Raw genomic sequence first — 13,057 nt, forward strand, 5'->3', positions numbered from 1 at the left:
TTTTGCCTGATCAGAGGAGTGTAACGGCGGGGCGCTCTCAGACAAGGGGAAGTGCGCGTGCGAGCGCGAGGCGATGTAGGTCCGCCGATGGCTCGGAAAAGCAGCAGAAGGTGACGGCCGTGACTACCGGCGCATCCTTCAACGCCGCAATGACCGAGCCGACCGCAATGGGAGCCGCACGCGCGGCCGGAAAGCCATAGACACCGGTGGAGATGGACGGGAACGCAATGGAGGCCAGACCATGTGCCTGACACAACATCAGCGCCCGCCGGTAGCAGGACGCCAGCGCCTCATCCTCGCCTCTCCGGCCGCCATGCCAGACGGGACCGACCGCATGGATCACATACGCTGCCGGTAGCTTGTAACCTTTGGTGATTTTGGCGTCGCCGGTCTCGCAACCCTTGAGGGTGCGGCATTCGGCGAGCAGCTCGGGACCGGCAGCCCGATGGATGGCGCCGTCCACGCCGCCGCCTCCGAGAAGCGACGCATTGGCCGCGTTGACGATGGCGTCAACGCGGAGGGTCGTGATGTCGGCCACGACGACGTCCAGCGTCGCCGTGCCTATTTGTCGACTTGAAATCAGGCCGACGCCGGGGCGGCGATCACGCCCTTCTCGGCCAGCAGGCTCTGCAATTCACCAGCCTGGAACATCTCGCGGATGATGTCGCAGCCGCCGACGAATTCGCCCTTCACATAGAGCTGCGGAATGGTCGGCCAGTTCGAATAGGTCTTGATGCCGTCGCGCAGATCGGCGGATTCGAGAACGTTGAGGCCCTTGTAGCCGACACCCACGTGATCGAGGATCTGGACCACCTGGCCCGAGAAACCGCACTGCGGAAACTGCGGCGTGCCCTTCATGAACAGCACCACGTCGTTGGTCTTCACTTCGTTCTCGATGAATTGCTCAATGCTCATGTCACGTCCCTGTTCAAGGTCCAGATTCAAGGTCTGGAGTTGGCGGCCCAGCCATCGGGCGCTCCGCCCGGTCAGACTTGTCATATATGTAGCCGAATCCGTTCTGCACCCCAAGTCTTAAGCACGTGATCAAGCGTCTGAAATCACAGGCCTTGAGGCCTCATTACCGGTCCTTCGCGGTCACTTTCCGCAGTTTTTGCCAAGTCCGGTCCGGCCAAAGATCATATGACGACAGGCCTTTTATAACCAATCGGATGACCTATTTAGGACAGGCTGCTCGGGAACCCATCACCAAGAGCAACGTTCTCTCCAAAATCGGAGACTTTCGTGACGAATCCAGCTTTCGCCAAGAGTTCAGGCATGAGTTCAGGCACCGCGTCCCCCGCCTCCGAATCCGCTCCCGCAGGCTCTCTCGCCCAAAAACTGGGTGACGCCTTCCTGACGGTCCGTAACGAAACCGAACGCCGCGCCGCCCCGCTCTCCCAGGAAGATCAGTTGGTGCAGTCCATGCCCGACGCGAGCCCGGCGAAGTGGCACCGCGCCCATGTGACCTGGTTCTGGGAGCAATTCCTGCTCGGCGATCACGCTCCCGGCTACAAGGTCTACCACCCCGATTACGCCTATCTGTTCAATTCCTATTACGTCTCTGCCGGCCCGCGCCACGCGCGCGCGCAGCGCGGCCACCTCACCCGGCCCGGCGCCGACGAGGTCACGGCCTATCGCAAACACGTCGATGCGGCCGTCATCAAATTCTTCAACGACACGTCGGACGAGAAGCTGACCTCGTTGATCCCTCTCCTCGAAGTCGGCTTCAATCACGAACAGCAGCATCAGGAGCTGATGCTCACCGACATCCTGCATGCGTTTGCCCAGAACCCGATCCCGCCGGCCTATGACTCTGATTGGCGCTTCCCGGCCTCAACCACATCGGGCGATGCGTGGACAACGCTGACCGAAGGCATCCACACCATCGGCCATCAGAGCGACAGCTTCCACTTCGACAACGAGAAGCCCGCGCATCGTGCGCTTGTCGGCCCCGTGAAGCTCGCACGGAATCTCGTCACCAACCGTGAATGGCTCGCCTTCATGGAAGCCGGCGGCTACGAGGAAGCCACGCTGTGGCTGATGGATGGCTTTGCCGCCGCGGCCCGCGAGGAATGGCAGGCACCTGGTCACTGGCGCAAGGTCAATGGCGGATGGCAGATCATGACTCTCGCCGGCTTGAAGCCGATCGATCCCGACGCGCCGGTGTGCCACGTCAGCTATTATGAATGTGACGCCTTTGCGCGCTGGAGCGGCAAGCATCTGCCCACCGAAATGGAATGGGAAGTCGCGGCCCGCGCCGGCCAGCTCAACGATGCCTTTGGCATCGTCTGGCAATGGACGCGGTCATCCTACGCCGCCTATCCGGGCTACCGCGCCATCGAAGGCGCACTCGGCGAATACAACGGCAAATTCATGATCAATCAACTGGTGCTGCGCGGCTCATCGCTGGCAACCCCGGACGATCACAGCCGCGTCACCTATCGCAATTTCTTCTATCCCCACCATCGCTGGCAATTCACGGGCCTGCGGCTGGCCGATTACGGCAACTGACTTCCAACATCATCGCGGCGCTTCGAAAGCGTTGAGGAGACTGACATGAACGTTCATGCCCCGTTGGCACTGTCGCTGCTGAATGCATCGGCCTCCGCATTTGCCGCGGATGTCGCCGAAGCGCTGTCGCAGCATCCGAAAAAGCTGTCGCCGAAATACTTCTATGACGAAGCCGGCTCGGAGCTGTTCGAACAGATCACCAGGCTACCGGAATATTACCCGACCCGTACCGAGCTCGGCATTCTCCGCTCGCGCGGCAAGGACATCAACGCGATCATTCCGAAGAATGCCGCTTTGATCGAATTCGGCGCCGGCGCCACCACCAAGGTGCGGCTGCTGCTGGATGAATGCGACGTCGGCGCCTATGCGCCGGTCGATATCTCAGGTGACTTCCTGCAAGCGCAGGCAGCCGAGCTGCGCAAGGATTTCCCGGGCCTGAAGGTGCTGCCGGTGAATGCCGACTTCACCGCACCGTTCGATCTTCCCGCCGATATCCGGATGATGCCGAAGGTCGGCTTCTTCCCGGGCTCGACCCTCGGTAATTTCGAGCCGCATGAGGCCTGCGCCTTCCTGCGTTCCGCCCGCGCCATTCTCGGCAAGGACGCCTTGATGCTGATCGGTATCGATCTGGAGAAGGACGAGAAGCTGCTGCACGCCGCCTATAACGACGCGGCCGGGGTCACCGGCAAGTTCAACATGAACGTGCTGGTGCGCATCAACCGCGAACTCGGCGGCGATTTCGATCTCTCGGCCTTCACGCACCGTGCGATCTACAACAAGGAACGCCACCGCATCGAGATGCACCTGATCGCCAGGAAGCCGCAGACCGTGCATGTGCTCGGTCGCAGCTTCGCGTTCCGTGCCGGCGAGAGTATCCACACCGAGAGCAGCTACAAATACAGCATCGAGCGTTTTGCGACGCTGGCTCGCGGTTCGGGCTGGGAGCCGAAGGCGTCATGGACCGACGCGGACGAGCACTTCTCGGTGCATGCGCTGATGGCGGTGGAGTAGCTGCCTGAACCTCTCCCCGTCCTTTACGGGGAGAGGTCGGATCGCCCTTGCGATCCGGGTGAGGGGCCGGGCACGCAATTCCAGCGAAGACATGCTCTCGGGTCGGGGCGGCTCTAATCTAATGTTCGGCCATCTGCACGTAACGCCTGGTCGAGCAGCATCAGCACGCCGTCGATATTGGACAAGACGTCGTTATTCCAGAAACGCACCGCGCCATAGCCTTCCGCCCGCAGATACGCGTCGCGAATTTCATCTCGTTTGGATTCGAGGTGTTGCCCGCCGTCGACCTCGATCACGAAGCGTTGTTCCCGACAAACGAAGTCGCAGATATAGGGGCCGATCGCTTCCTGCCGGACGAATTTAAAACCGCCGACTTGCCGGTTGCGTATGCGATGCCAGAGCTTGGTCTCGGCATCGGTCTGGTTGGCGCGAAGTTTTCGCGAGATCTGACCCGTCTTCGCTGCGCGAAGCCACCCTCTCCCCGCAAAAGCGGGGCGAGGGAAATTACGCCTCTGGCACGCCCGTCTGCAGCGCCAGCGCGTGCAGGACGCCGCCCATCTGGCCTTTCAGAGACTGGTAGACGATCTGGTGCTGGGCGACGCGGGATTTGCCGCGGAAGGATTCCGAAATCACGGTTGCCGCGTAATGGTCGCCGTCACCGGCCAGATCACGGATCGTCACCTGCGCGTCGGGAATCGCGGCCTTGATCATGGTCTCGATATCGCGGGCGTCCATCGGCATTAATCGGGTCTCCAGAAAGGTTCGAATCGCGGCCAGTCGGTGCCGCCTCGGATTGCGAGCCTATCGCGACTGCCGCATGACGTCACGGCTTTCTAACGATAATCCCTCGCATGCCCCTTTTAAAGGCCGGAGGGATCGCACATCTGAAGAAGTGAAATATGACCGTCACAAGGGTTTAACCATGAAGCTTCCCGGCCCGGACCACCCGATCACCATTGCACCCACCGGCAAACACATCCGCGTTTCTGCCGGGGGCATCGTGATCGCCGACACGACCAATGCTCTGACCCTCAAGGAGGCCAGCTACCCCGCAGTGGTGTATATCCCCCGCACGGACGCCAATATGGACGCGGTATCGCGCACCGACCGTGTGACGCATTGCCCGTACAAGGGCGACGCGAATTATTACAGCATCAAGACATCAGACAAGGTGCTCGACAACGCGATCTGGACCTATGAGACGCCGTTTCCCGCCATGGCCGAGATCAAGGACTATCTGGCATTTTATCCAGACAAGGTGAAAATCGAGGAAGTGCCCGCGTGATCCTCGGCTGATTGCCGAAGCGGCTTTCGACATTTATCATGACGGCGCGCATCGCTGATGCGCCCGGCGACGCCTGTTGCGCGCGGAAGCGAGGGGGCTCGCCGCTTACATGTCAGACCGTAACGCTGCGCTCGATCGCGCCCGCACCTTCGTCACGCTGCTCGTGCTGGCGAACCACGCCGCTGTAGCTTACACCGCCTTCGGCCGCTATTACCCGAACCACTATCTGTGGTCGACGGCGCCGATCGTCGACAGCCAACGCTGGATCGGCTTCAACATCCTGACGCTGTTCAACGACACCTTCTTCATGTGTCTGATGTTCATGCTGTCGGGCCTGTTCGTGTGGCCGAGCCTGAAGCGCAAGGGCATCGGCGACTTCCTGCGCGACCGCGCGCTCCGCCTCGGCCTGCCCTTCCTAGCGATGATCTTCGTGCTGATGCCGATCGCCTATTACGCGTCGTTCAGCCTGTCGACACACAAGACCGGCTTTATCGAATTCTACGTCAACAATTTCAAACAGGGCCAATGGTTCGCCGGCCCCGGCTGGTTCATCTGGTATTTGCTGTTTCTCGATCTCGTCGCGATCCCGGTCTTCCTGCTCGCACCGCGACTGGTGGACGGCATCAACCGACTGTCGATCCGTGCCTTCGAACGACCGTGGTTGTTCGTCGCCGTGCTCGCCGTCATCGCCGTGATCTCCTATGTGCCATTTCTGTTTACGGTCGGCGCTGTCCGCTGGTTCAGCTGGGGCCCGCTGCAGGTGCAGTTCAGCCGCATGGCGATCTATGGCGTGTTCTTCTTCGCCGGCATGGGCATCGGCGCCGCCAATATCGACCAGGGCCTGCTGGCCCGCACCGGTGCACTGGCGCGGCAATGGCTGTGGTGGACCATCGCCGCCGCCGCCTCCTTTGGCTCGCTCGCTTTTCTCGTCAATTTCCGCCGCATGAAGCTCGCCAATCTCACCGGCGCGCCGCCGTTCTGGTGGCAGTCGAGCTATGGCGTGATCTATGCGGTCGCCTGTACGCTGATCTGCCTCGCGGTGCTGGCGCTGTTCCTGCGTTTTGGCCAGCGCGAGAAGAGCATCTTCGATCCGCTGCGCGGCGATGCCTATGGCATCTTCGTGCTGCACTACATCCCGATGCTGTGGCTGCAATATGCGCTGCTGAACGCACCGCTCGGCGCCGGATCGAAAGCATTGATCGCCTTCGCGGGCACGCTGGCGGCGAGCTGGGCAGCGACAAGGGCGCTGCGGGCGATCCCGGGCGTGAAACGGATTTTGTAATCCGTTCACGCCGCCCTTTTCCGACAACCGACATTGACAGTGATCTGCAGGAGACCAGCATGCGCGCGCGCAACGGCGACAAGGCGATCAATCTTCTTTTCAACGTCACGCCGGCGCTGTTCGAGGACTATCGCGAACCCATTCTGGATGCGCTTCGGCGCCGGAGCATCGACGCGCGAGCCAGTCTCCTGGGTGACATTGCGCATCAGGACGTGGACTACATCATCCACGCGACCGGCGGTCCCATCACCGATTTCGCCCCTTTCAGCAATGCGCGCGCCGTATTGAGCCTTTGGGCCGGTGTCGAGAAGATCGTCGGCAACGCGACGCTGACGCAGCCGCTGTGCCGTATGGTCGATGGCGGGCTGCGGCAGGGCATGGTCGAATGGGTCGTCGGTCACAGTCTGCGCGCGCATCTCGGCATGGACCGCTATGTCTGTGAAAAACCTCTGACGTGGTCGCAGCATGTACCGCCACTCGCCACAGATCGATCGGTGACGGTGCTGGGTCTCGGCGAATTGGGATCGGCTGCGGCGACGGCACTCGCTCATCTCGGCTTCCGCGTGACCGGCTGGAGTCGAAGCCTGCGCGAGGTGCCGGGCGTCCGCTGCCTCGCAGGGATGGAGAACCTGCCGAGGGCGCTGGCCTCGGCGGAAATCCTCGTGGGGCTGCTGCCTCAAACGCCAGAGACCATCGATCTCCTGAATGCTGAACGGCTCGCGCTTCTGCCCAAGGGAAGTTTCATCCTGAATGCCGGACGCGGCACGCTGATCGAGGATGACGCGCTGATCGCAGCGCTCGACAGCGGACAGGTGGCCCAGGCCACGCTGGACGTCTTCCGCGCCGAGCCCGTACCATCAGGCCATCCGTTCTGGTCGCATCCGGGGGTGACGATCTCGCCCCACATCGCAGCAGCAACGCGTGTTGCATCGGCGGCCGAAAACATCGCCGACAATATCGCACGCGCGGAAAGCGGCACGCCGCTGATGAATTTGGTGGATAGGACGTTGAACTATTGAGTTGGCGTCCGGACGACGCAGCAAGCTGATGCCGCGTCGCAAATCTGGGAGATGTGACCGCCGGCTCGACCCGCGGCACAATAGCTCTGACCTGCGCGAAAACGACGGATCAGGTCTTCGGAGGTGCCTCCACGCCGGAAAAGGCCTGCACGGCATCTGGCAGGCGAGCGCCCTGGATCTGGATGGCCGATACGGACTTGTTCAATTCGGCAATTTCGGTTGCCGTAAACGAAACCTCCATCGCGCCAATATTCTCGAGCATATGCGCCTTCTGCGTCGTGCCCGGAATTGGCACAATCCAGTCCTTTTGAGCTATCAGCCAGGCCAATGCAATTTGCGCAGGCATGGCCTGCTTCCGTTTGGCCCAGCCCTTGATGAGCTCAACGAGATTGATGTTGCGAGACAGGTTCTCGGGCGAGAAGCGGGTCTCCAATTTGCGGATATCGCCGTCGGCAAATCGCGTGTTTGCATCAATGGCGCCGGTCAGGAAGCCCACGCCAAGCGGGCTCCAAGGGACAAACCCGATGCCCAGTTCCTGACACAACGGGATGACGGAATCTTCCGGGCCACGCCACAACATGGAGTATTCGTTCTGAACAGCGGTCAGGGGTAGTGCGGCATGGGCACGGCGCAAAGTGTTCAGGCCCATCTCGGACAAGCCCCAATGCAGAACCTTACCGGCCGTCATGAGATCTTTGACCGCGCCGGCGACATCCTCGATCGGCACCTGCGGATCGACACGATGCTGGTACAGCAGATCAATGCGGTCCGTGCGAAGGCGCTTGAGCATGCCTTCGACTGCGAGCTTGATATGCTCCGGTCGACTGTTGAGCCCCGGGCGCCGCTGGCCGGTCTCCAGATCGATGTTCCAGCCGAATTTGGATGTGATGACGACCTTGTCTCTGAACGGCGCGACCCCTTCGCCGAGAATCCGCTCGACTTCATGCGGTCCATAGGCCTCCGCGGCGTCAAAGAAGCTGACGCCGCGATCAAAGGCGGTCCGGATGATATCGTGCATTTCCGGTCGGGACGGAATCGTCGTCTGATAGGTGCGGCTCATGTTCTGAACACCGAGCCCCACGCTGGACACCTCCAGTGACCCCAGCATGCGCCGTCCGCGTTCTCCCGCCGCACGCGAAACGACCGCAGCGCTTGCCTGGGCCGATGCCTGCAAACCCGATCCGCCAAGCATGGGCGCCGCCACGAGGCCGCCCGCTGCCGCGAGGAAGATCCGACGGCCCATACCAGATACTCGCACTTTAGCCATGTCTCGTTGTCTCTGAACTGATGGATGTGAAAGACGTGTCGACCCTAGTGGCCCGTCATCTTCAGCAGAGCTTCGGGCAGACGCTCGCCTTCAATCTTAACTTTGGAAACTCCCGCACCGATCTCGGCGAGATCACCGGCCGTCAGTTCCAGACCAACCGCACCAAGATTTTCTTCGAGGCGAGACAGCTTGGTGGTGCCGGGGATCGGCACGATCCAGGGCTTCTGTGCGAGTAGCCAACCAAGCGCGACCTGCGCCGGCGTCCCGCCCTTGCGATCCGCAACATCCTTGATGACGCTCACAAGGGACATGTTGGCCTTGCGGGCCTCGACCGAGAAACGCGGAACGAAGTTACGGAAGTCGCTGTCGCCGAACGTCGTATGCTCGTCGATCTTGCCGGTCAGGAAGCCCGCGCCTAGTGGACTGAACGGCACGAAGCCGATGCCGAGTTCTTCCAGCGCAGGCAGCAGTTCCGATTCAGGTTCGCGCCAGAACAGCGAATACTCGCTCTGGAGAGCCGTCACCGGTTGAACGGCGTGGGCGCGACGGATGGTTTGAACGCCGGCCTCCGACAGGCCGAAATGCTTGACTTTGCCTTCGGCGATCAGGTCCTTGACCGCACCAGCCACGTCCTCGATCGGCACGTTGAGATCGACGCGGTGCTGGTAGAACAGATCGATGCGGTCCGTCTTCAAGCGCTTGAGCGCGGCCTCGGCAACCATCTTGATGTGCTTTGGCTGACTGTTCGTCGCGCCGGAGCGTTCTCCCGTTTGGAGATTGATGTCGAAGCCAAACTTGGTTGCGATGACGACCTTGTCGCGGATGGGCTGCAGCGCCTCACCGACAAGCTCTTCGTTGGCAAAGGGGCCATAGGCCTCAGCGGTGTCGAAAAACGTCACGCCGTAGTCGTGAGCGTCGCGGATGAGTTTGATCATCGCGTTTTTCTCGCCGGCCGGCCCATAGGCCGATGTCATGCTCATGCATCCGAGGCCGAGAGCTGACACTTCGAGGTCCGCTCCAAGTTTACGCGTCTTCATGGCTGTTCTCTGAAAATTTCAAGGATCGGGAATCGTGCCGCCGAAGCGACCACAGGCCCGCAGGCCAAACCTAATCAGCTGTCATCATCGTGATTAGACGGAGTAAATCGCTTAGACTTATGACATCATGTCATAAGTTGAATTCAGACGGTATCTTGATGCAGAAAGACGATCTCGGAAGCCTCGCCATGTTTTTGGCGGTAGTGGACGAACGAAGCTTCACGCGCGCTGCGGCCAAGCTGGGCATCTCGCAATCGGCACTGAGTCACGCGATGCGGCGCCTGGAGGAAAAACTGGGTTTGCGCCTCCTCAACCGCACTACGCGAAGCGTGGCGCCGACCGACGCCGGCAACCGGCTGATTGAAACGCTCCGGCCCGCCCTCGCCGACATCGACAGCAAGCTGATCTCGCTCACGCAGTATCGCGAACGTCCCGCCGGCACGATTAGGCTTACCGCATCCGAACACGCGGCCCGGACCATTCTTTGGCCGGTCATTGACCAGCTAACGCGCGACAATCCTGACATCAAGATCGAGCTCAATATCGAATCCGGTCTGACTGATATCGTCGCGGAACAGTACGACGCGGGTGTGCGACTCGGCGAACGGCTGGCCAAGGACATGATTGCGGTGCGGATCGGGCCTCCGCTGCGAATGGCGGTGGTCGGAGCGCCGTCCTATTTCACTCGACGTAGCATCCCGGCGACGCCGCATGACCTCGCGCAGCATACATGCATCAACTACCGCTTCGTCAGCAACGGCGGACTATACATCTGGGAATTCGAAAAGGCCGGCCGCGAGGTGCGCATCAAGGTCGACGGCCAGCTCGTGCTCAATCGCGCCGACCTGATGATCGAGGCAGCCGTTGCCGGCCACGGCATTGCGTTCCTGACCGAGGATCAAGTGTCGGATGCGCTGGCAAACGGCACCCTTATCCGTGTGCTAGATGACTGGTGCGAGCCATTCGACGGCTATCACCTGTATTATGCAAGTCGACGGCAACCCTCGCCGGTCTTCACACTGCTGCTTGAAGCCCTGCGCGCGAGAAAATGAAACGCGGCAGGCATGCTGCGTAGTGCTGATGTCATCACACAAATTCAATTGTCATCGTCCGGCCGGGCGCACTTGCGCACTAGAACCGAGCGATCCATTACACGCTGCCGTCCGTGTTTCACTCGACTGCCAGTGTTTACTGGGTCACCCGGTCAAGCCGGGTGACGACAGTCAGAGATTGGACGAGAGAAAAGATAGGTTTCTTACGACGCCTTGCCGCTCATGTAGTTCGGCAACCAGCTCTCATGCGCATGGACGAGTGCCTTGATATCGACCGCGCGTTCACCGGCGATGGCCACCGCATGGCCGCCGGTCTTGCCGATCTGCACGCAGGGCACGCCGACATTCTTCAGCTTCGACAGCACGGTCAGCAACTGATCTTCCGCGACAGTCACGATATAGCGCGCCTGATCCTCGCCGAACCACCACGCATGCGGCACCGTCGATGACGGCGCTGCGTCGAGCTTGGCGCCGATGCCCGAGGCCATCGCCATTTCGGTGAGTGCCACCAGCAAGCCACCATCGGCAATGTCATGCACGGCGGTCGCGGTGCCGGCATGGATCATGCCGCGGACCACGTCGCCGTTGCGCTTCTCAGCGGTGAGGTCGACCGGCGGCGGAGCGCCCTCTTCCTTGCCGCAGATGTCGCGCAGATAGACCGACTGGCCGAGCCAGCCCTTGGTTTCGCCGATCAGCAGGATCGCTTCGCCCGGCGCCTTGAATGCGAGCGTGGCCGACTTGGTGAAATCATCGAGCACGCCGACGCCGCCAATCGACGGGGTCGGCAGGATGCCGCGGCCGTTAGTCTCGTTGTAGAGCGAGACATTGCCGGACACGATCGGGAAGTCGAGCGTGATGCAGGCTTCCGCGATGCCCTTCAGGCAACCGACGAGCTGGCCCATGATCTCGGGCCGCTCCGGATTGCCGAAGTTGAGATTGTCGGTGACTGCCAGCGGCTTGCCGCCGACCGCGGTGATGTTGCGCCAGGCTTCGGCGACGGCCTGCTTGCCGCCCTCGACCGGATCGGCCTCGCAATAGCGCGGTGTGACATCGACGGACATCGCAAGACCCTTAGGGCCGTCCTCGATGCGCACCACCGCGGCGTCGCCGCCGGGGCGCTGCACGGTGTTGCCGAGAATGACGTGGTCATACTGCTCCCACACCCAGCGCTTCGAGCACAGTTCCGGCGTGCCGATCAGCTTCTCCAGCGCATCCGGGATCGACGACGGCGCGGCGATGTCGCGCGCATGCACGACAGGCAGTACCGGCGACGGCACATGCGGACGATCGTAGAGCGGCGCCTCGTCGCCAAGTTCCTTGATCGGCAGATCGGCCATCACCTTGCCGCCATGCTTCACAACGAAGCGCAGCGTCGGCGTGGTGTAACCGACAATCGCGAAGTCGAGGCCCCACTTCCGGAAAATATCCTCGGCCTGCTTTTCCTTCTCCGGCTTCAGCACCATGAGCATGCGCTCCTGGCTCTCCGAGAGCATCATCTCGTAGGCGGTCATGCCTTCTTCGCGGGTAGGCACTGCATCGAGATTGAGTTCGACGCCGAGGTCGCCCTTGGCGCCCATTTCGACGGCCGAGCATGTGAGACCCGCCGCGCCCATGTCCTGGATCGCGATCACGCAATCGGCGGCCATGATTTCGAGGCAGGCTTCCAGCAGCAGCTTCTCGGCAAAGGGATCACCGACCTGCACGGTCGGGCGCTTCTCCTCGGAATCCTCGTCGAATTCGGCCGAAGCCATCGACGCGCCGTGAATGCCGTCGCGGCCGGTCTTGGACCCTAAGTAGACGATCGGCATGTTCACGCCAGACGCCGCGGCGAGGAAGATCTTGTCTGCATCGGCGAGGCCGACGGCCATCGCGTTCACAAGATTGTTGCCGTCATAGCGGGTGTGGAAACGCGTCTGGCCACCCACGGTGGGCACGCCGAACGAATTGCCGTAGCCGCCGACGCCGGCGACGACGCCCGACACGAGGTGGCGGGTCTTGGGATGCTCCGGCGCGCCGAACGACAGCGCGTTCAAACAGGCGATCGGGCGCGCGCCCATGGTGAAGACGTCGCGCAGGATGCCGCCGACACCCGTGGTCGCGCCCTGATAGGGCTCGATATAGCTCGGATGGTTGTGGCTCTCCATCTTGAAGACGATGGCCTGATTGTCGCCGATATCGATCACGCCGGCATTCTCGCCCGGCCCCTGCAGCACCCACGGCGCCTTGGTCGGCAGCCCCTTCAGATGGATGCGCGAGGATTTGTACGAGCAATGCTCGTTCCACATGGCCGAGAAGATGCCGAGCTCGGTGAAAGTCGGCTCCCGCCCGATCAGCTTGAGAATGCGCTCATACTCGTCGGGCTTGAGGCCGTGGGAAGCGACGAGTTCGGGAGTGATCTTTGGCTCGGTCATGGGGTCTCTTGGCTCTGTAAGGCTTCTTCATAGGGAGATCGGAGCATGCGGAAAAGGCCTATTCCGGCCCGTTCCCCGCATGTCCCAAGCTTTGCCCGGGCAACGCCCGCATTGCTCGAAAAAGAGCCTGCATAAGGCCCTGCGCCGGCGCCGGATTGCGCCCGCCGGATGGATCGGATTTA

General features: G+C 61.6%; 13 protein-coding genes. 6 read left to right on the forward strand and 7 right to left on the reverse strand.

Going from position 1 to position 13,057, the window contains the following annotated elements; all coding sequences use genetic code 11:
• Positions 1-37: 37 nt before the first annotated feature.
• On the reverse strand, positions 38-580 hold the full coding sequence (locus tag RSO67_RS07085; RefSeq protein ID WP_315844188.1) for an O-acetyl-ADP-ribose deacetylase: 543 nt from the start codon (positions 578-580) through the stop codon (positions 38-40).
• A complete protein-coding gene (grxD, locus tag RSO67_RS07090; protein ID WP_068736311.1) occupies positions 580-915 on the reverse strand; it encodes a Grx4 family monothiol glutaredoxin in 336 nt (111 codons plus the stop codon). Before grxD ends, RSO67_RS07085 begins: the two co-directional genes overlap by 1 nt.
• Positions 916-1,275: 360 nt before the next feature.
• On the opposite strand from grxD, the gene egtB reads away from it, so the two are divergent.
• On the forward strand, positions 1,276-2,511 hold the full coding sequence (egtB, locus tag RSO67_RS07095; protein WP_315844189.1) for an ergothioneine biosynthesis protein EgtB: 1,236 nt from the start codon (positions 1,276-1,278) through the stop codon (positions 2,509-2,511).
• Between the two features lie 45 nt (positions 2,512-2,556).
• Positions 2,557-3,522, forward strand: coding sequence for an L-histidine N(alpha)-methyltransferase (gene egtD, locus RSO67_RS07100; RefSeq protein WP_315842906.1), 966 nt, complete (start codon positions 2,557-2,559; stop codon positions 3,520-3,522).
• Between the two features lie 113 nt (positions 3,523-3,635).
• On the opposite strand, the gene RSO67_RS07105 is transcribed toward egtD, so the two are convergent.
• Together RSO67_RS07105 and RSO67_RS07110 are read right to left on the reverse strand one after the other, a co-directional pair.
• The gene (locus RSO67_RS07105) at positions 3,636-3,968 is read right to left on the reverse strand and encodes an endonuclease domain-containing protein (protein ID WP_315844190.1); all 333 of its coding nucleotides are present in this window, start codon (positions 3,966-3,968) and stop codon (positions 3,636-3,638) included.
• A 58-nt stretch (positions 3,969-4,026) separates the two neighbouring features.
• Entirely contained in the window at positions 4,027-4,263 is a 237-nt protein-coding gene (locus RSO67_RS07110) for a BolA family protein (RefSeq protein WP_068735968.1), read from the reverse strand.
• 181 nt (positions 4,264-4,444) lie between these two features.
• Here RSO67_RS07110 and RSO67_RS07115 point away from each other — a divergent pair, with 181 nt between their 5' ends.
• The 3 genes from RSO67_RS07115 (at position 4,445) to RSO67_RS07125 (ending at position 7,108) form a co-directional block, all read left to right on the forward strand.
• Complete coding sequence (locus RSO67_RS07115; protein ID WP_315842907.1) at positions 4,445-4,807, forward strand: DUF427 domain-containing protein; 363 nt, start codon at positions 4,445-4,447, stop codon at positions 4,805-4,807.
• Between the two features lie 109 nt (positions 4,808-4,916).
• The gene (locus tag RSO67_RS07120) at positions 4,917-6,089 is read left to right on the forward strand and encodes an acyltransferase (protein WP_315842908.1); all 1,173 of its coding nucleotides are present in this window, start codon (positions 4,917-4,919) and stop codon (positions 6,087-6,089) included.
• Positions 6,090-6,148: 59 nt separating this feature from the next.
• On the forward strand, positions 6,149-7,108 hold the full coding sequence (locus tag RSO67_RS07125) for a glyoxylate/hydroxypyruvate reductase A (RefSeq protein ID WP_315842909.1): 960 nt from the start codon (positions 6,149-6,151) through the stop codon (positions 7,106-7,108).
• Between the two features lie 109 nt (positions 7,109-7,217).
• On the opposite strand, the gene RSO67_RS07130 is transcribed toward RSO67_RS07125, so the two are convergent.
• Both RSO67_RS07130 and RSO67_RS07135 read right to left on the reverse strand, forming a co-directional pair.
• Positions 7,218-8,351 (reverse strand): aldo/keto reductase, encoded by a 1,134-nt coding sequence (locus tag RSO67_RS07130; protein ID WP_315842910.1) that lies wholly within the window; start codon positions 8,349-8,351, stop codon positions 7,218-7,220.
• 68 nt (positions 8,352-8,419) lie between these two features.
• Positions 8,420-9,412 (reverse strand): aldo/keto reductase, encoded by a 993-nt coding sequence (locus RSO67_RS07135; protein WP_315842911.1) that lies wholly within the window; start codon positions 9,410-9,412, stop codon positions 8,420-8,422.
• Between the two features lie 158 nt (positions 9,413-9,570).
• Here RSO67_RS07135 and RSO67_RS07140 point away from each other — a divergent pair, with 158 nt between their 5' ends.
• On the forward strand, positions 9,571-10,464 hold the full coding sequence (locus tag RSO67_RS07140) for a LysR family transcriptional regulator (protein ID WP_315842912.1): 894 nt from the start codon (positions 9,571-9,573) through the stop codon (positions 10,462-10,464).
• Positions 10,465-10,667: 203 nt separating this feature from the next.
• Here RSO67_RS07140 and purL read toward each other — a convergent pair whose 3' ends face one another.
• Positions 10,668-12,875 (reverse strand): phosphoribosylformylglycinamidine synthase subunit PurL, encoded by a 2,208-nt coding sequence (purL, locus tag RSO67_RS07145; RefSeq protein ID WP_315842913.1) that lies wholly within the window; start codon positions 12,873-12,875, stop codon positions 10,668-10,670.
• Between the last annotated feature and the right edge of the window lie 182 nt (positions 12,876-13,057).

The organism is Tardiphaga sp. 709, assembly GCF_032401055.1.
Taxonomy (GTDB): domain Bacteria; phylum Pseudomonadota; class Alphaproteobacteria; order Rhizobiales; family Xanthobacteraceae; genus Tardiphaga.

Excerpts from the sequence above, each read along its gene's own strand:
- RSO67_RS07135 (WP_315842911.1), bottom strand. The coding sequence starts at position 9,412 with ATGAAGACGCGTAAACTTGGAGCGGACCTCGAAGTGTCAGCTCTCGGC.
- grxD (WP_068736311.1), bottom strand. The coding sequence starts at position 915 with ATGAGCATTGAGCAATTCATCGAGAACGAAGTGAAGACCAACGACGTG.
- purL (WP_315842913.1), bottom strand. The coding sequence starts at position 12,875 with ATGACCGAGCCAAAGATCACTCCCGAACTCGTCGCTTCCCACGGCCTC.
- RSO67_RS07110 (WP_068735968.1), bottom strand. The coding sequence starts at position 4,263 with ATGCCGATGGACGCCCGCGATATCGAGACCATGATCAAGGCCGCGATT.
- RSO67_RS07130 (WP_315842910.1), bottom strand. The coding sequence starts at position 8,351 with ATGGGCCGTCGGATCTTCCTCGCGGCAGCGGGCGGCCTCGTGGCGGCG.
- egtD (WP_315842906.1), top strand. The coding sequence starts at position 2,557 with ATGAACGTTCATGCCCCGTTGGCACTGTCGCTGCTGAATGCATCGGCC.
- egtB (WP_315844189.1), top strand. The coding sequence starts at position 1,276 with ATGAGTTCAGGCACCGCGTCCCCCGCCTCCGAATCCGCTCCCGCAGGC.
- RSO67_RS07115 (WP_315842907.1), top strand. The coding sequence starts at position 4,445 with ATGAAGCTTCCCGGCCCGGACCACCCGATCACCATTGCACCCACCGGC.
- RSO67_RS07120 (WP_315842908.1), top strand. The coding sequence starts at position 4,917 with ATGTCAGACCGTAACGCTGCGCTCGATCGCGCCCGCACCTTCGTCACG.
- RSO67_RS07140 (WP_315842912.1), top strand. The coding sequence starts at position 9,571 with ATGCAGAAAGACGATCTCGGAAGCCTCGCCATGTTTTTGGCGGTAGTG.
- RSO67_RS07125 (WP_315842909.1), top strand. The coding sequence starts at position 6,149 with ATGCGCGCGCGCAACGGCGACAAGGCGATCAATCTTCTTTTCAACGTC.